This window comes from Variovorax sp. PCZ-1, from assembly GCF_018413605.1.
Lineage (GTDB): Bacteria > Pseudomonadota > Gammaproteobacteria > Burkholderiales > Burkholderiaceae_C > JANMDU01.
In genome coordinates this window covers 533,285-549,250 of the sequence record NZ_JAHCDN010000002.1, presented here as the reverse complement: position 1 = coordinate 549,250, position 15,966 = coordinate 533,285, and the positions used below count along the sequence as shown (strand labels likewise).

Here is a 15,966-nt window from a genome sequence, read left to right as displayed (position 1 = left end):
ACCATGGCACGCCAAACGACATTCACCCCCGCCTACATCGTGCGCACTGTCGCAGCATGGCTGGTCGCTCTCTTGCTGTTCTTTCCGCTAGGCTGGTTGCTTCTTACAGCGTTCAAGACTGAGCTGCAAGCTATTGCGATTCCGCCGCAATTGTTTTTCACACCGACGCTGGAAAATTTTCATGAAGTTCAAGAGCGCAGCGACTATGTGCACTACGCATGGAATTCCGTGATCACCAGCGTCGTATCTACTCTGCTCGGCCTAGCGATTGCCGCACCTGCTGCCTACGCCATGGCGTTTCACAAAGGTAAGCGCGATAAAGATATCCTGATGTGGATGCTCTCCACCAAGATGATGCCAGCTGTGGGTGCACTCGTTCCCATTTATGTGTTGGCTCAAAAAAGCGCGCTGTTGGACACACGGCTGGGCTTGATCATCGTTTTCACACTGTCGAACTTGCCCATCATGGTGTGGATGCTGTATTCATCGTTCAAGGAAATCCCCAACGAAATTCTGGAAGCCGCACGCATGGACGGTGCAACGCTTTGGCAAGAAGCCGTGAAAGTGCTGCTGCCGCTGGGTATGGGCGGCTTGGCCTCTACTGGCTTACTGTGTCTTGTTCTCAGTTGGAATGAAGCCTTCTGGGCACTTAACCTCAGCTCAGCCAAGGCGGGCACGCTGGCCACATTGATCGCCAGCTACTCCAGCCCAGAAGGTCTCTTTTGGGCCAAGCTGTCAGCTGCATCCCTCATGGCTATCGCGCCTATCGTCGTGTTTGGTTGGTTCAGTCAAAAGCAACTGGTGCAAGGCCTGACCTTCGGCGCCGTCAAGTAATACTCATTTTCTGGAGATCATCACCATGGCCTACTTACAACTCAAAGGTATCGAAAAATTCTTCGGTAGCCATCGCGCCATCAAAGGCATTGATCTGACCATCAACCAAGGTGAATTCATCGTTTTCGTTGGCCCTTCGGGCTGCGGCAAATCCACCTTGTTGCGCCTGATTGCCGGCTTGGAGAATATTGATGGTGGTCAACTCACTTTGGACAACAAAGAAATCACACACCTTCCCTCAAGCAAGCGTGATCTGGCCATGGTGTTTCAAAGCTATGCGCTCTATCCCCACATGAGCGTGTATGAAAACATGAGCTTCGCGCTCAAGTTGGCCAAAGTCGACCCCAAGATTGTGGATGAGAAGGTGCAAAACGCCGCGCGTATTCTCAATCTCACGCAGTATTTGCAACGCACCCCCAAGGAGCTCTCAGGTGGTCAGCGCCAGCGGGTAGCGATTGGCCGCGCCATCGTGCGTTCGCCCAAAGTATTTTTATTTGATGAACCACTCTCCAATCTCGATGCGGCTCTGCGCGGTCAGACTCGCGTAGAAATCGCCAAGCTTCATCGCGACCTCGGTGCAACCACGATTTATGTCACGCATGATCAGGTCGAAGCCATGACTTTGGCTGATCGCGTGGTGGTGCTGCGCGATGGCATCATCGAGCAAGTAGGCACGCCGCTGGAACTCTACGATAAGCCGGCCAATCAATTCGTGGCGCAATTCATTGGCACCCCCCAGATGAATGTCATGCCCTTGCAAAAAGTGCCTGCACCAGTGGCTGAGCAAGCGCCCCGTGGCGCAACGGGTGGCTTTATAGGCCTGAGGCCTGAAAGCATTGCCGTTCGCAGCAAAGACGCCACGCCTGTCAATGGCACAGTTGATCTGATTGAAGCGCTTGGCGCTGAGACGCTCATCTACGTCAGCACATCCACCGGAGCGCAATTCATATCGCGCCAGAACGACCGCACCAGTCTGCGTACTGGCGAAGCTGTGAGCTTAGAGATCGATGCGTCACAAGCGCATTGGTTTGATACTTCTGGACATGTGGTGAGTCGCGCAGCCGCTTAAACCCAGATCCATTTGATCCTGCCATGAACTCATCAAACTCAGAGCTTGTGCTCGTTGGCCAAGTCGCAGCCATTACCGGGGCTGCTTCGGGCATTGGCTATGCAAGCGCTCACGCCTTGATCAAAGCTGGAGCGAAAGTCGTGTTGATCGACAATGATGAGCTCGCCCTTACGAAAGCATGCAGCAAACTGGGGACAAACGCCCTGCCACTGAAGCTAGATTTACTAGACGCTGAGCAATGTGCATCGATGCCAGATCAAATTCTCGATTTGACAGGCCAGCTTGACATCTTTCACGCCAATGCTGGTCTGTATGTGGGCGGCGATCTGGTGGATGCCAAAGATGCAGCGATTGATCGCATGCTCAACCTCAACATCAATGTCGTGATGAAAAATGTGCGTGGCATACTGCCCCACATGATTGAGCGCGGTCGCGGCGACATCATCGTGACCAGCTCGCTCGCGGCTCATTTCCCCACGCCTTGGGAGCCCGTGTATGCCTCCTCCAAATGGGCGATCGATTGTTTTGTGCAAACTGTGCGTAGGCAAGTGTTCAAGCATGGTATCCGCGTGGGCTCAGTTTCACCAGGCCCTGTGATTACTGCATTGTTGGCCGACTGGCCCGCTGAAAAATTGCAGGAGGCCAAGGCCAGTGGCAGCTTGCTGGATGCATCTGAGGTAGCTCAAGTTATCTTGTTCATGCTCACCCGCCCGCGCGGCATGACGATCCGCGATGTGGTCATGATGCCTACCCATTTTGATCTGTGATATGAATACCATTCTGCATTTAGGTTTAGGCTCTTTTCATCGGGCTCATCAGGCGGTTTATGTCCATCAGCTGCGTGAGTTGACTGGCAAGCACTGGTCGATTGCTGCGGGAAATCTGCGCCCAGACATGCTCGATACCATTGCCGCTTTGCAAGCTCAGAGCGGCGCTTACACCCTAGAAACGATCACCCCGCAAGGCGAACGCAGCTACACGCGCATTACATCCATCGAGCGCGTGATCTCTTATCAAGATGATCTGGCTCCGCTGGTGGCAGTCGGTGCTGATCCTGCCACGCGCATTATCTCGTTCACCGTCACTGAAGCTGGCTACTATCTCGACGATCAAAACCGCCTTGACTGGGTCACATTCCCAGACCTGCGTGCGGATCTAGATGCCGTGAAAGCTGGCCGTGCTGGGCACAGCATCTATGGCGGCCTAGTCACCTTGCTACGCGCACGTATGCACGCCAAAGCAGGCGCAATCACGCTAATGAACTGCGACAACTTGCGCCACAACGGTGATCGCTCGCGTGGTGGTTTGCTGCAATTCATTGAAGCGCTGGGTGACAGTGCATTGCTCACTTGGGTGACAACAAATACCACCAGCCCCAATGCCATGGTGGATCGCATCACACCTCGCCCTACACCTGAGGTGGCTGCACGTGTGAAAGCCGCTACAGGGCAATCTGATCCGGCCGCACTCATGGGCGAGAGCTTCATTCAGTGGGTGATCGAAGATAACTTCATCGCAGGACGTCCAGATTGGGAAAAAGTCGGCGTGGAGATGGTGCAATCAGTGCAGGCCCATGAGGAAGCAAAAATTCGCTTACTGAACGCAACCCACAGTTGCATCGCATGGGCAGGCACACTAGCAGGTTTGCAATATATCCATGAAGGTACGCATCACCCCGCCATCCGCAAGATGGCTTATGACTACGTCACAGACGATGCCATTCCCGTGCTAATGCCTTGTCCGATTAATCTTGAAAAGTATCGTGATGTGGTACTCGATCGCTTTGGCAATCCTGCAATTGCCGACACCAACCAGCGTGTGGCCATGGATGCGTTTTCCAAGATTCCCGGCATGATAGCGCCCACCATCCGCGATAAGCTGGCTCAGTCGGGTAGCAGCAGCGCCTCGATCCGAAGCGTGGCCATGCTGCCAGCATTGTTTCTGGCTTATTTGCAGCGCTGGCATCAGGGATCGATTCCCTACACCTACCAAGATCAGGCCATGGATACTGCCGCAGCACATGCGATCTGTTCGGCCTCTGACCCGATCGCGGCCTACGCTGCAGATCCCACGCTGTGGGGTGAGCTTGCCAGCGACCCACGATTGATACAAGCACTGCGCGATGCGTATGCGCGTGTGCAAGCCTTCATCCAGGCGTACGGCGCATAAGTTGGTATTTGAGGAATACACTTACGCGAATCCACTGAATGCCCATCTACGATGCCCGCCGTTCGCCACTCTGCCCCCCGATTGCTCAAGCCAGAGCTTGAAAATGAGCTGGTTCGCTCGCGGAATCTGGGGTATGAGTCGTCTACCGATGTTGGCTTTGTGCGCTGCTTAGCGCATGGCTTTCCGACGCCCTTGGCGCGTTGGCACTACCATGATGAATACGAGTTGCATCTGATTACTGCAACCAGCGGCAAAGTCTTTGTCGGTGATTGGATTGGTCCTTTCCAACCTGGGCAACTGGTATTGACCGGCCCACGGTTGCCGCACAACTGGGTCACGATGGACATGCCCGAAGGCGGTGTGGCTGAGCGCGATTTGGTGATTCAGTTTTCTCATGAGCCCCTGGTGCGCGCCAGTGACACCATTCCGGAATTGACCGAAGTGCTGCCCCTCCTCGAGCGCGCCAAACACGGCATTGAATTTTTTGGTCTCTCCGAATCCGCCGAGCTTCATTGGCATAAAGTGAAGAATCTGCGCGGCCTCAAGCGTTTCACTGCTTTTTGCGACTTCTTGAGTGATCTGGCCGCGTGCACCGACTATCGACTCCTGTCTGCAGCACAATTACAAAGCACAGATGACGATGCTTCGCTTGATCAGATTCACGCCGTGGTCAGCCGTATCACAGATCACTTGGCAGATGAGCATTCAGCTGCAAAGCATGCTGCTGAGCTAGGTATGAGTGAGAGCAAATTCAGTCGCTTCTTCCGCAAAGCCACTGGTAACACCTTCACGGATTTCGTCAATCGCGTACGTATCAGCCGCGCTTGCCAGTTGCTGATGGACACAGATCAACAGATCACCTACATCTGCTACGAAATCGGTTTCAACAATGTTGCCAATTTCAATCGCCGTTTTCTGGAAATCAAAGGCATGAAGCCCAGCGAATTCCGCAAGCAAAGCCTCACCCGTTTTCGGGGCGCTGCATAAATCGGCATAGGCCAGCATGTATCTCGGCCTCGATCTCGGCACATCTGAACTCAAAGCCCTGCTGCTGAGCGATCAGCATAAAGTCATAGCCCCCACAGGATCCCCTTTGAGCGTACAGCGCCCACAAGCGCTCTGGTCTGAACAAAATCCATCGGATTGGTGGCATGCTTTGGAAGCTGTGATGGATCAGCTTCATCGCGAGTATCCGCAGGCGCTTGCACAACTGCGCGGCATCGGTCTCTCCGGTCAAATGCATGGCGCAACACTGCTGGATGGCAACGATCAGGTGCTGCACCCTTGCATTTTGTGGAACGATGGTAGAAGCGGCGCGCAATGCAAGCAGTTGAGCCAAGATATCCCTGAACTTAGCCAGATCACGGGCAACCTCGCCATGCCCGGTTTTACTGCACCCAAGCTGCAGTGGGTGCGTGAGAATGAGCCAGAGTTGTTTGCCAGAATCAAGCGTGTCTTGCTTCCCAAAGATTGGCTGCGCCTGCAGCTGACTGGCGAGGCTGTGAGTGAGATGTCGGATGCTGCTGGTACGCTCTGGCTCGACGTGGGAAGGCGCGACTGGTCTGACCATATGCTGGCTGCGACTGGTCTAACCCGAGGTCATATGCCACGCTTGATCGAAGGCAGCGAAGTGTCTGCTTCCCTCAAGCCCGCGCTGTGCCAGCGCTGGGGTCTGCCAGAGAGCGTGCTTGTGGCAGGTGGCGCGGGTGACAATGCAGCCAGCGCCGTGGGCATGGGGCTGGTGCGGCCTGGTGATGGCTTTGTCTCGCTCGGAACATCGGGCGTGATCTTCGTGAGCACCTCGGCCTTTGAGCCCAATCCCAGGCAAGCCCTGCACGCTTTCTGCCATGCTTTGCCTGCGCGATGGCATGTGATGAGTGTGATGCTTAGCGCCGCCAGCGCAGTGACGTGGGCCACACGCCTACTCGGCTACGCGAGTGAAGCCGCTTTGCTGCAAGAAGCCACTTCACTTAGCGCACAAGATCAAGATCGCTCACCGCTGTTTCTTCCGTATCTCAATGGTGAGCGATCACCGCATAACAATCCACACGCTACAGGCGCTTGGATGAATCTGCGCTCCTCGCACAGCCGTGAGCATCTGGCTTATGCCGTTGCCGAAGGCGTAGGCTTCGGTCTGCTCGATGGCTTGCGTAGTATTCCAACGATGAATCCGCCATTGCAGTCACTCTCACTGGTCGGCGGTGGCTCACGCAGCGAAGGCTGGGCTCAATTGTTGGCGGATATTTTGGGAATCAAACTACGGGTGCATCAGGATTCAAACAATGCAGGTGCGCTGGGTGCAGCGCGTTTGGCTTGGCTGGCAACTGGCGGAACGTTAAACGACGTCTGCACCACGCCCGCTGTATCAAAAACATTCATACCCGATGCGAAGCGACACAGTTCACTGCAAGTACGCCACATGCAATTTGGCCAGCTGTATCAAGCTCAGCCCCAGCCAACTGGCTTGACATATTGACGTTTTTCAAACGTGTTTTTTCAGCTGAATCAAGCAGCCTGTACAACTATTGATGCACCACTTTAGGGAAAATCCTAGATATTTTCGTCTTCGACGCGCCATTTTTGCCATACGCTTGTCACGTCGTTAAAAAATTTGGAATAACAACATGGTGCCAATTGCAGTCAAAACACGCATCGCAGCACGATTCATCGTTTTCAGTACAGCTTTCCTATGCCTCAGCGCCAATGCGCAAACTTTAGGCACAGGCTCCACCCTGATGCGTGATCTCATGACCAGCTGGACTGCGCAATACGGCTCGGCCAGCGGCGGGGCGCGCTATGAGCCTAGCGGCTCATCGGCAGGTATTTCGCAAGCGCGTGATGGATCAGTGGATTTCGGCGTAACTGATGTGCCACTGACTGCTGCCGCTTTGCAACAAGCTAATTTGCGGCAAATGCCCTTGGCGGCAGCTGCGGTGGCTGTGATCGTGAATTTGCCTGAACTAGGCGGTAAGCCCATCAAGCTCACTGGCGATATCTTGGGCGATATTTTTACGGGCACGATCACACAATGGAATCACTCCCTGATCGCCTCCGTCAATCCCGGCCTGCCTTTGCCGAACCGCGCGATCGTACCTGTTTGGCGTGCGGATGGTTCAGGGCAGTCCTATGTGTTTTCGACCTACATCGCACGTGGCAATTCCAAATGGCGACGTACTGTTGGCAGCACGAATAATCTATCGCAGCTCGCTGGCCGCAGCGTGCGCGGCGGAGCGGCTTTGCTCGATGCCGTGAAGACAACACCTGGCGCGATTGGCTATGACAGCCTGGGCGCTGCGCAACGCGCTGGCTTGGGCATTGCCGAACTGCGCAATTCAGCAGACCGTTTCGTTGCCCCCAGCGCAGCCACCATCAGTGAAGCACTTTCGCAAGCAAAATGGGCCAGCGATAGCTTGTCGGCTGATCTTGATGGCAGCGCCGGCGCAGGTAGCTATCCGATGAGCGCCGTGACTTATGCTGTGATCTCTGGCAACCGCAAGGGAGGTATCAATCCCGTGCCTTTTCTCAAAACTGCTGTGTCAAGCGGCGATGCACAGGTGATGCAGGCAGGATTGATTCCCCTGCCTGCGACTGGAAAGAATTTAGCAAACCAAGTGCGATAAAGGATATGCGGGCTAGTGAGCCAAGCCGCTCACCACGGTCACCAGCACAATGCCCACAGCCAGCCAAGCTACTTGCGCAGCAGTCGCTTTGAGCGATAGGCGCGTTTGCAGTTGCGGGATCAAATCTGCCAGCGCCACATAGATAAAGCTACCCGATGCGACCACCAGCATGAAGGGCAGCAAATCTTGCAATTGCGCCACTAAAAAATAGCCCACCAAGCCACCCAGCACCGTCACGCCTCCGGCCATGCAGAGCTTGAGCAGCGCAGGATTGGCACTCGTCTCCGTCTGGCGCAGCACCACCAGATCGCCCATGTGATGCGGCACCTCGTGCGCCAGCACGGCCAAGCTGGCCACCAAACCAAGCCTGAAATCAGCAATGAAGGCTGAGGCAATCAGAATGCCATCGCCAAAGCAATGCACGCTATCGCCGACCAACACCGCCCAGCCGCCTGAAGGCTTGCTTTCTTCGTGGTGAGTGTGGCTGTGATCGTGATGCGCATGATCGTGCGAGTGGCCATGGTGGTGCTCATGCCCATGGTGATACAGCTCCGCTTTATCCAGCAAGAAAAAGAAAATCAAGCAGCCCAGCAAGACCGCAAACAAATCTTTCGCATCCGCCGAGCTGTTGATTGCCTCAGGCAGCAAATGCATGAAAGCAGTGGCCAACAAGGCCCCCGCCGCGAGGCTGAGCAAATGCTGCGTGAAGCGCGCCAACACGCCATAAGTCAGCAGCGCTGCCACCAGCACACTGCCCACACCTGCAGCCAAGGTACCCAGTAAGATGGAAAGTAAAGTCATGACATCTAAATACTATAAAAATAATAGCACTTCGCGCAGTATCTATGCCGGCGAATGGCCTATTTTGCCCTTAAAAAGCATCAAAAAAACCGCCAAACACTCAGTTTTGGCGGCTTCTTTGAAACCTCACAATTTTTAGCTTACACGAGCTGTCAAGCCCCCTGCGTCGAAGATTTCCAACAACGCAACTTGGTAGGTAGCGTGATCAAGCCACACCATGGGTCTTGAACCACTCCACGCAGCGCTTGAAGCCATCCGCCGCTGGCTCGGCGCGGTAACTGGGGCGGTAATCGGCATGGAAAGCATGTGGTGCGCCGTCGTAGACCACAAATTCACTCTTTTGCGCAGCAGCGCTCCCGGTCTTCAAGGCCACTTTCATGCGCTCCACGGTGTCCATCGGTATGCCCGTGTCTGCGCTGCCATAGAGCCCAAGCACTGGGCCATGGATAGCGCTCACCACATCCACCGGATGCTTAGGAGTCAGCTCCGAAGCTTGGCCAACCAAGCGACCATACCAAGCCACGCCTGCCTTGACGTTACGGCTGTGCGCGGCATAGAGCCAAGTGATACGCCCGCCCCAGCAAAAGCCAGTAACGGCCACTTTATTCGTATCGCCACCATTGGCGCGCGCCCAAGCCACCATAGCATCCAGATCCGTCATCACTTGACCATCGGGTACTTTGCTCACCACCTCGCGCACCAAATCCGCAATCACGTTGTATTTGGTGGGGTCACCCTGGCGGGCAAACAATTCGGGGGCAATCGCCATGTAGCCCGCTTTGGCGAAGCGGCGCGCGGTGTCAGCGATGTATTCGTGCACACCGAAAACTTCTTGAATCACCAACACCACCGGCAAATTCGTCTTGCCCGCAGGTCGCGCCACATAAGCCGGCACTTTAAAGCCCGTCACATCGACCATCACTTCGCCCACGGTCAGGCCTTCAGAAGAGGTTTTGATGGCCGTTTGCGCCACAGCTGTGCCTGCCGAAGCCGCATAACCCACGCCCAGCGCCGTGGTTTTGAGCAGCGTGCGACGGCTTGGGGATTGGCCATGGACACTGTCCAAGAGGCTGGAAGCATCTAGCATTTGGTCGTTATTTGTGAGCATGAGCTATCTCCGTGAAATAATCCATCATATTCCCATCCATTCACCCCATCCCAAGAGGACAAACCCCATGCCCACACTCAAAGTAGAAATGATGGAAGGCCGCACGCCTGAGCAGAAAACCGCGCTGGTCAAAGCGCTCACCCAAGCCGTGGTCGATAGCCTCGGCTCCAAGCCCGAGAGCGTCGATATTTTGATTTACGACATCCCCCGCCAAAATTGGGCCACGGGTGGCATCCAATGGTCTGAACGACAGTAAAGAAACGACTCAATGACACGCGGACAAAAAACCGGGCGCGGCCCGAATGGCTATTACGTCAAAGGCGAATTCGTCGCCGATGGTAGCGAGCTCGATATGGAGCTCAAAGCTGAATTCGACGGCAGCCGCGCCAAACAAAAAGCCGAGAGCGATGCTCTGCAAAAGCTCGGTGTGCAGTTGATTGACTTGCCTGAATCACGCTTGAAGAAGCTTGATCTGCCCGAGAAGCTAATGGACGCCGTGCAAGAAGCCAAACGCATCAGCAACTTTGAAGGTAAGCGCCGCCAGATGCAATACATCGGCAAGCTCATGCGCAAGGTCGATCCCGCGCCGATTGAAGCTGCAGTGACCGCCGCCAAAAAAGGCAGTGCCACAGAGACGCTGATGCTGCACCGCGCCGAGAAATGGCGTGATGATCTGATCGCGGTCGATGGCGCGTTCCAGCAATGGATGAACGAATTTCCCGAGACAGACACACAGCACCTGCGCTCCCTCATCCGCCAAGCCAAAAAAGCCATCGTGCCCGATGCTGCAGCTGGCGAAGCGCAGCGCCAAGCCAAGGTCTACCGCGAAATCTTCCAGATAGTGAAGTCGGCCTTGCAAACGCAGGCCGGTGAAGATGATGGAGAGAATGAGCAAGAGTCTGCTGAGGACAACTAAAGCTTAAGCATGGGGGAGACAAGATGAAAAAAATGATCACAGCAACTGTCGTTGCATTTGCAGCTTATGCGATGTATACGCCCTCGTACACGCACGCCATGACGGTGGAGGTACAAGGCAATCAGGTTTTCGCCACTGGGCCTGTCGAAGACGATCTGCGAAAGTTTGAAGAGGCTTTCGCCAAACCGGGGATAGACACTGTAGTGTTCGTGAATTCGCCAGGCGGGGATTTGTGGACCGGGCTTCGCGTTGGACGTTTGATTGCAGAGAAAGGCTACAAAACTGTCGCCGCAGGAAGCTGTGTCTCGGCCTGCTCCATCATGTTCATGGGCGGAAAGCAGCGTCAATTTTCCGATGCTTTTCGTCCAAATCAAACCTTTATCGGCATTCATGGCGCGCACGATAAAGATACCAAAAGTATCAATCCAGCCATGCAGCCGCAAATCTTTGCTTTCTACAAGCAGCATATGAACGAAAAGTTCAATGCGCAGGTGATGAACCAAGCCTTGTACGAGATGGAAGACTCTGGTTCATTACTGCGTGTATTTGATCCTGTACGAAGCGCCAAAGTCGCGCCATTCCACTGCGTTTCTTCTCAAACACCCAGAGACAAGTGCAGTAAATTCGAAGGCGCAGACGCTCTGAATTTAGGCATCATCACATTGCCCGACTTACTCAAGCTCAATCTACCCGCAGCATTTAAGCCAAGCAACACCATTTTTGGCCGTGAACTTTTGAGTGAGATACCTGACCTAGCAGCACTGCTTGAAGAAATCGCAGACACCAAATGCGTACTTCCTGCTTGCAAAGAGAATGTCAAGAAAATCACAGAGCGCAGTGAGCACAGAGCCATTGCAGTAGCAGCTTCGACGACAGGCCTTGGGCTAGCCAACAACAGTGATACGCCCTTGGCTGCAGCTGTGCGTGCAATATACAACTGCAATCATCCTTCGAATCAGCTACCACGCACTTGCGAGGTCAAGATCGTTAACGGTTTTGATGCAACCGGAATCTATCGTGATGCCGACGCTAGCCATGTCAAAGCCTTGGCTGAGATCAAACCACCGAGCGATAAGTTTTATGCCAACGAAGAGTACGGTGGCAATTTCACCAAAGCAGATGGTTTGCGCACTGAAAAATTTGTTGACATTACACCCAGCGCTTTGGATGGTGTAAAAACCATAGGAACGCAAGAATTGGCTCGTATGATCACAAGTCCACAGCGCCCTGTGATCGTCGATGTCGCCGGTTTCTTTGACACGATCCCTGGCGCAGTAGCCGTTCTCGGCGCTGGTGCGGCACTAGCAGATGCATCCAAAGACGCAGCGGTAGAAAAACGTACAGAAGCCATGCTTAAAACCGTTGCGCCTGATTTGGGTCGAGCCATCGTCTTCTTCTGCGCCAGTCGTAACTGCTGGACTTCTGCGAACGCGGCCATGCGTGCACGCAAGATCGGATACACACAGATTTACTGGTATCGAGGTGGCATGGAGGCTTGGAAAGCCGCGAGCTTGCCCACCGCCAGCGGCGCAGTTCGCGCCATCGCCAATCTCTAATTTTTAAGCCATGTCCTCATTCAGCTTTGACCCCGTAAAAATAGGTATCGTTTCAGTCAGCGATCGCGCGAGCACAGGCGTGTACGAAGACAAAGGTTTGCCTGCTTTGAAAGAGTGGCTCACACAAGCCTTGAAAAATCCCATCACGTTTGAAGCGCGATTGATTCCTGATGAGAAAGAGTTGATCAGTGCAACCTTGATTGAACTGGTCGATGCGGGCTGCTCTTTGGTGCTCACCACCGGCGGTACAGGGCCTGCGTTGCGTGATGTGACACCTGAAGCTACGATGGCCGTCGCGCACAAAGAGATGCCGGGCTTTGGCGAACAAATGCGCCAAATCAGTCTAAAGTTCGTACCTACTGCGATTCTGTCGCGCCAATGCGCCGTGATTCGTGACAGAAGTCTCATTCTGAATTTGCCCGGTCAACCAAAAGCGATAGCCGAAACGTTACAAGGTATCACGACAGGAGACAATTCTGTTTCCGGTATTTTTGCTGCTGTGCCCTATTGCGTTGATCTGATCGGCGGGCCGTATCTGGAAACCCATGATGCGATCTGCAAGGCCTTTCGGCCAAAATCAGCGATTCGGGCATCAACACCAACATAGGTGTGCATGCTTTTCTCACCTCAGGGAATATGTTTGGAAGTCTTTCGTATTACTATGTCTAAACTACTTTCCCCCCGCATCCTGCCTGCGCGAAAAGCTACTCTTTTTGTAGCAACTGTTATCGCAAGCAGCCTCCACACACACGTCTGGGCTGCAATCGACAAGCACACCGAACCTTTCATCAGCTACACCGTAAAAAAGGGCGATACGCTGCAAGGTCTCTCACGCAATTTACTGGCCAATCCGCAAAGATGGAATGAGCTAGCTCGCTTGAATGGCCTGAAAAATCCCAATTTGATTCAGCCAGATTTTGTGATTGATGTGCCTCGCAGTTTCATCAATTTTGCCAATCAACCCAAGCTCGCCACCAGTGGTGTGCTGCAAAGTGCCAATGGCAGTGTGACGATCAATGGTGCTCCCGCCCAAACAGGCGCGGCCGTGCCCGAAGGTGCGCGCGTGCAAACGGCCAGCGGCAGCTCAGCCGTTGTCAAGATGTCAGACGGCACGAGCGTGCAGCTCATGCCGCGCAGCCTGGCCGAAGTCACCACGCAGCATGGCTATGCGATGAAAGATCCCGCCAGCAGCATCTCCACCACTTGGTTTTCAGGCGCGATCCGTTTGGTTGAAGGTGTTCTCGATATTGCCGCCAACAAACTAGCCCAGCGCAAAGAGCCGCTCAATGTCGTCACGCCTACTTCTGTGGTGGGCGTGCGCGGCACGCAGTTTCGCGTGGCCTACGAAGACCCAGCCTCCCGCAGTGCCCGCACCGAAGTGCTCGAAGGCAAAGTCCGCGCAGACAACCCTACACAAGGCGCAGGCGCTGATGTGGGCGGCGGTTTTGGCGTGGCGGTGAAGCCAACCGAGCGCGAGATCAAAGTCGTCGCATTGCTTCCCGCATTACCAGAGAGTGCTTTGCCTGCACGCGTGGAGCGCGCCCGTGAGGGTCAACAAGCTTCATGGACTGTAGGCACGCTCAGCGGCGCAGCAGGCTACCGAGCCGAGCTCGCACAAGATCCAGCCTTCACACAAATCGTGTTTGACACCAAATCTGTCAGCCCTGTCATCAATCTCGCTGCTGCGCCCAATGGCAATTACTTCGCCCGCGTGCGCGGTGTGGATGCATCGGGCATTGAAGGCTACAACGCCGTGCGTCGTATTGATATCGCCAATGCGGCTGTTGCTCTCATCTGGATTCGCGAGGTCAATGTAGCAGCCACAGCAGATCTCGTTCCCGAAGGCGTGCTGCTGCGCGCCAACATTTCTGCTGTAGACACACCTCGCAATCTGCAAATCCAAATCGCGCAAGATGCTGCGATGACACAAGGTTTGCAAACCTTGCCACTTGATGCCACCGGCAATGTGATTTTGAAAGACCTCAAGGCTAGCGAGCGCCGCTATGTGCGCTTTACCGGCACATCGCCCCAGGGCGCAGTTGGCAACAGCCCTGTGCTCCTGCTAGAGCTGCCACCCAACTGGGGACAAACCGTCTTCAGTGTGACGAGCGCTTTACAGCAGATTCGCTGAAACTTTTGACTGCGCTCTTATTCCGCTTCTCAATCATTTCTAAGCTAGCCGCAGCGACGACGACAGTGCTCCAGCACGGCTAGGAGCGGAAACGACGTGAGGAATGCTTGAGAAGCGGAATTATTTGCCCACCAGCTCGTTGAGCTTCTTGGCATCAAGCTTATCGGCGGGTTCACCTGTAGGCAGGCAATCAGGCACATGCTGGGCGCTGGAGAGCTTTTCAATCGCTTGCCAGAGCAACGCGATTTGATCCTCTTGAGAGGCGGCATTGTCGATCAAGCCGCGCATGGCCAAGCTGAGTGGATCGTCGTCTTGCGTGATGCCATAAGCTGAAAATTTGGGATCTTGGGCGGAGCCAGTCGTCACATCTGCACTCACGCCCTCTTTGGATGGAATGATCCGAGCCGGAATGCCCACGGCTGTTGCGCCCGCAGGCACAGGCTTGATCACCACGGCATTGCTGCCGATCTTCGCACCATCGCCCACCACAAACCCGCCAAGCACTTTCGCGCCGGCACTCACCACCACATTCTTGCCCAGCGTGGGATGGCGCTTAGCTCCTTTGTAGAGCGATGTGCCGCCGAGCGTGACACCTTGGTAAATCGTGCAACCATCGCCAATCTCAGCCGTCTCACCCACCACCACGCCCATCGCATGATCGAAGAAAACGCGATCGCCGATTTTTGCTCCTGGGTGAATTTCAATGCCAGTGAACCAGCGCGAAAGCTGCGAGATAAAGCGCCCAAGCCATTTCAAGCCCGCATTCCAGCACCAATGCGCCGGGCGATGCAAGATCACAGCATGCAAGCCGGGATAACAGGTGAGCACCTCAAAGCGGCTGCGAGCAGCAGGATCGCGCTCTAGGATGCATTCAATGTCGGCTTTGATTCTCGTGAACATCAGCTTAGTTTACCGATTTAGTCAAAGGTTTGCCCGGCTTGGCTTCCAGCACCGCCTTGGCGATACCGCGCAAGATATGGATTTCTTCCTCACGCAGCTGGGCTCGGTTGAGCAGATCATTCAAGCGTGGCATGAGTTTCTTGGGCGCATCGGGATCGAGAAACTGCAGATGCACCAGAGCCTGTTCCCAATGTACCAATGCGCCCGAGACAGCTGCTGCATCGGCTAATTTTGATGGCTGCGACGCAGCAATCTCGTAGCCACCCAAGGCCTGCCGCCAGTCATACGCCACGAGCTGCACCGCAGAAGCCAGATTGAGCGAGCCATACTGCGGATTGGTAGGAATGCTCAAAGCCGCATGACAGCGATACACATCTTCATTCTTCATGCCAAAGCGCTCGGTGCCGAAAAGGAAAGCCATTTTGATATCTTTTTTCAAAGTCAAATCGGCCTCTGGTCGGCTATATTCCTGCGCAGAATGCTCTTTATTTAACAGCATATCGAAATACGCACGCGGCGCATACGTAGGCGGCCCGAAGTCTCGTGCGGTCATGGCCGTGGCGCAAAGATGGTTCACACCTTGCAAGGCTTCATCCAGCGTAGCCACGATCTGCGTTTTCGACAGCACATCGGTTGCACCACTCGCGCGCTGAATCGTCTCCTCCCGGTTGAGTACCTTCGGATCACGCGGCGCAACCAAAACCAAATCATCAAAGCCCATGGTTTTGAGTGAGCGCGCAGCAGCACCAACGTTGCCGTTATGCGACGGATTGATCAATATGTAGCGAGCCATGCAGGATTATTGCAGCTGAAAAGCGTGAAGTATTTTGCATGTCACTTCAATATCAGCATTTTCACTAAC

The 15,966-nt window shown here is 54.6% G+C and carries 16 protein-coding genes; 12 read left to right on the top strand and 4 right to left on the bottom strand.

Going from position 1 to position 15,966, the window contains the following annotated elements; genetic code table 11:
- Nucleotides 1-3: 3 nt before the first annotated feature.
- The 7 genes from KIH26_RS12755 to pstS all read left to right on the top strand — a co-directional run bounded on the left by KIH26_RS12755 (nucleotide 4) and on the right by pstS (nucleotide 7,692).
- On the top strand, nucleotides 4-834 hold the full coding sequence (locus tag KIH26_RS12755) for a carbohydrate ABC transporter permease (RefSeq protein ID WP_213445764.1): 831 nt from the start codon (nucleotides 4-6) through the stop codon (nucleotides 832-834).
- Nucleotides 835-859: 25 nt separating this feature from the next.
- Nucleotides 860-1,903 (top strand): ABC transporter ATP-binding protein, encoded by a 1,044-nt coding sequence (locus tag KIH26_RS12750; protein WP_213445762.1) that lies wholly within the window; start codon nucleotides 860-862, stop codon nucleotides 1,901-1,903.
- Nucleotides 1,904-1,926: 23 nt separating this feature from the next.
- A complete protein-coding gene (locus KIH26_RS12745; RefSeq protein ID WP_213445760.1) occupies nucleotides 1,927-2,670 on the top strand; it encodes an SDR family oxidoreductase in 744 nt (247 codons plus the stop codon).
- 1 nt (nucleotide 2,671) lies between these two features.
- Complete coding sequence (gene dalD, locus KIH26_RS12740; protein ID WP_213445758.1) at nucleotides 2,672-4,072, top strand: D-arabinitol 4-dehydrogenase; 1,401 nt, start codon at nucleotides 2,672-2,674, stop codon at nucleotides 4,070-4,072.
- Nucleotides 4,073-4,123: 51 nt separating this feature from the next.
- Entirely contained in the window at nucleotides 4,124-5,059 is a 936-nt protein-coding gene (locus KIH26_RS12735; RefSeq protein ID WP_213445756.1) for an AraC family transcriptional regulator, read from the top strand.
- A gap of 16 nt (nucleotides 5,060-5,075) precedes the next feature.
- Nucleotides 5,076-6,548, top strand: a complete 1,473-nt coding sequence (gene xylB, locus KIH26_RS12730) for a xylulokinase (RefSeq protein WP_213445754.1) — start codon at nucleotides 5,076-5,078, stop codon at nucleotides 6,546-6,548.
- 148 nt (nucleotides 6,549-6,696) lie between these two features.
- A complete protein-coding gene (gene pstS / locus KIH26_RS12725; protein ID WP_213445752.1) occupies nucleotides 6,697-7,692 on the top strand; it encodes a phosphate ABC transporter substrate-binding protein PstS in 996 nt (331 codons plus the stop codon).
- 12 nt (nucleotides 7,693-7,704) lie between these two features.
- Here pstS and KIH26_RS12720 read toward each other — a convergent pair whose 3' ends face one another.
- Together KIH26_RS12720 and KIH26_RS12715 are read right to left on the bottom strand one after the other, a co-directional pair.
- Nucleotides 7,705-8,493 (bottom strand): ZIP family metal transporter, encoded by a 789-nt coding sequence (locus tag KIH26_RS12720; RefSeq protein WP_213445750.1) that lies wholly within the window; start codon nucleotides 8,491-8,493, stop codon nucleotides 7,705-7,707.
- Nucleotides 8,494-8,698: 205 nt separating this feature from the next.
- Entirely contained in the window at nucleotides 8,699-9,601 is a 903-nt protein-coding gene (locus tag KIH26_RS12715) for a dienelactone hydrolase family protein (RefSeq protein WP_213445748.1), read from the bottom strand.
- Here KIH26_RS12715 and KIH26_RS12710 point away from each other — a divergent pair.
- The 5 genes from KIH26_RS12710 to KIH26_RS12690 are packed head-to-tail and all read left to right on the top strand — an operon-like array spanning nucleotide 9,600 to nucleotide 14,204.
- A complete protein-coding gene (locus KIH26_RS12710; RefSeq protein ID WP_283770151.1) occupies nucleotides 9,600-9,857 on the top strand; it encodes a 4-oxalocrotonate tautomerase in 258 nt (85 codons plus the stop codon). The genes KIH26_RS12715 and KIH26_RS12710 overlap by 2 nt on opposite strands.
- A 12-nt stretch (nucleotides 9,858-9,869) precedes the next feature.
- Entirely contained in the window at nucleotides 9,870-10,517 is a 648-nt protein-coding gene (gene yjgA / locus KIH26_RS12705) for a ribosome biogenesis factor YjgA (RefSeq protein WP_213445745.1), read from the top strand.
- 23 nt (nucleotides 10,518-10,540) lie between these two features.
- The gene (locus tag KIH26_RS12700; protein WP_213445743.1) at nucleotides 10,541-12,073 is read left to right on the top strand and encodes a rhodanese-like domain-containing protein; all 1,533 of its coding nucleotides are present in this window, start codon (nucleotides 10,541-10,543) and stop codon (nucleotides 12,071-12,073) included.
- A 10-nt stretch (nucleotides 12,074-12,083) separates the two neighbouring features.
- The gene (gene mog, locus KIH26_RS12695; RefSeq protein ID WP_213445741.1) at nucleotides 12,084-12,680 is read left to right on the top strand and encodes a molybdopterin adenylyltransferase; all 597 of its coding nucleotides are present in this window, start codon (nucleotides 12,084-12,086) and stop codon (nucleotides 12,678-12,680) included.
- Nucleotides 12,681-12,734: 54 nt separating this feature from the next.
- On the top strand, nucleotides 12,735-14,204 hold the full coding sequence (locus tag KIH26_RS12690; protein ID WP_213445739.1) for a FecR family protein: 1,470 nt from the start codon (nucleotides 12,735-12,737) through the stop codon (nucleotides 14,202-14,204).
- A gap of 120 nt (nucleotides 14,205-14,324) precedes the next feature.
- On the opposite strand, the gene cysE is transcribed toward KIH26_RS12690, so the two are convergent.
- Both cysE and KIH26_RS12680 read right to left on the bottom strand, forming a co-directional pair.
- Nucleotides 14,325-15,104 carry a serine O-acetyltransferase gene (cysE, locus tag KIH26_RS12685; protein ID WP_213445737.1) on the bottom strand — a complete coding sequence of 260 codons (780 nt, stop codon included), beginning with the start codon at nucleotides 15,102-15,104 and terminating at the stop codon, nucleotides 14,325-14,327.
- 4 nt (nucleotides 15,105-15,108) lie between these two features.
- A complete protein-coding gene (locus KIH26_RS12680; protein WP_213445736.1) occupies nucleotides 15,109-15,897 on the bottom strand; it encodes an RNA methyltransferase in 789 nt (262 codons plus the stop codon).
- Nucleotides 15,898-15,966: the final 69 nt, after the last annotated feature.

Excerpts from the sequence above, each read along its gene's own strand:
- KIH26_RS12755 (WP_213445764.1), top strand. The coding sequence starts at position 4 with ATGGCACGCCAAACGACATTCACCCCCGCCTACATCGTGCGCACTGTC.
- KIH26_RS12750 (WP_213445762.1), top strand. The coding sequence starts at position 860 with ATGGCCTACTTACAACTCAAAGGTATCGAAAAATTCTTCGGTAGCCAT.
- KIH26_RS12745 (WP_213445760.1), top strand. The coding sequence starts at position 1,927 with ATGAACTCATCAAACTCAGAGCTTGTGCTCGTTGGCCAAGTCGCAGCC.
- dalD (WP_213445758.1), top strand. The coding sequence starts at position 2,672 with ATGAATACCATTCTGCATTTAGGTTTAGGCTCTTTTCATCGGGCTCAT.
- KIH26_RS12735 (WP_213445756.1), top strand. The coding sequence starts at position 4,124 with ATGCCCGCCGTTCGCCACTCTGCCCCCCGATTGCTCAAGCCAGAGCTT.
- xylB (WP_213445754.1), top strand. The coding sequence starts at position 5,076 with ATGTATCTCGGCCTCGATCTCGGCACATCTGAACTCAAAGCCCTGCTG.
- pstS (WP_213445752.1), top strand. The coding sequence starts at position 6,697 with ATGGTGCCAATTGCAGTCAAAACACGCATCGCAGCACGATTCATCGTT.
- KIH26_RS12720 (WP_213445750.1), bottom strand. The coding sequence starts at position 8,493 with ATGACTTTACTTTCCATCTTACTGGGTACCTTGGCTGCAGGTGTGGGC.
- KIH26_RS12710 (WP_283770151.1), top strand. The coding sequence starts at position 9,600 with ATGAGCTATCTCCGTGAAATAATCCATCATATTCCCATCCATTCACCC.
- KIH26_RS12715 (WP_213445748.1), bottom strand. The coding sequence starts at position 9,601 with ATGCTCACAAATAACGACCAAATGCTAGATGCTTCCAGCCTCTTGGAC.
- yjgA (WP_213445745.1), top strand. The coding sequence starts at position 9,870 with ATGACACGCGGACAAAAAACCGGGCGCGGCCCGAATGGCTATTACGTC.
- KIH26_RS12700 (WP_213445743.1), top strand. The coding sequence starts at position 10,541 with ATGAAAAAAATGATCACAGCAACTGTCGTTGCATTTGCAGCTTATGCG.
- mog (WP_213445741.1), top strand. The coding sequence starts at position 12,084 with ATGTCCTCATTCAGCTTTGACCCCGTAAAAATAGGTATCGTTTCAGTC.
- KIH26_RS12690 (WP_213445739.1), top strand. The coding sequence starts at position 12,735 with ATGTCTAAACTACTTTCCCCCCGCATCCTGCCTGCGCGAAAAGCTACT.
- cysE (WP_213445737.1), bottom strand. The coding sequence starts at position 15,104 with ATGTTCACGAGAATCAAAGCCGACATTGAATGCATCCTAGAGCGCGAT.
- KIH26_RS12680 (WP_213445736.1), bottom strand. The coding sequence starts at position 15,897 with ATGGCTCGCTACATATTGATCAATCCGTCGCATAACGGCAACGTTGGT.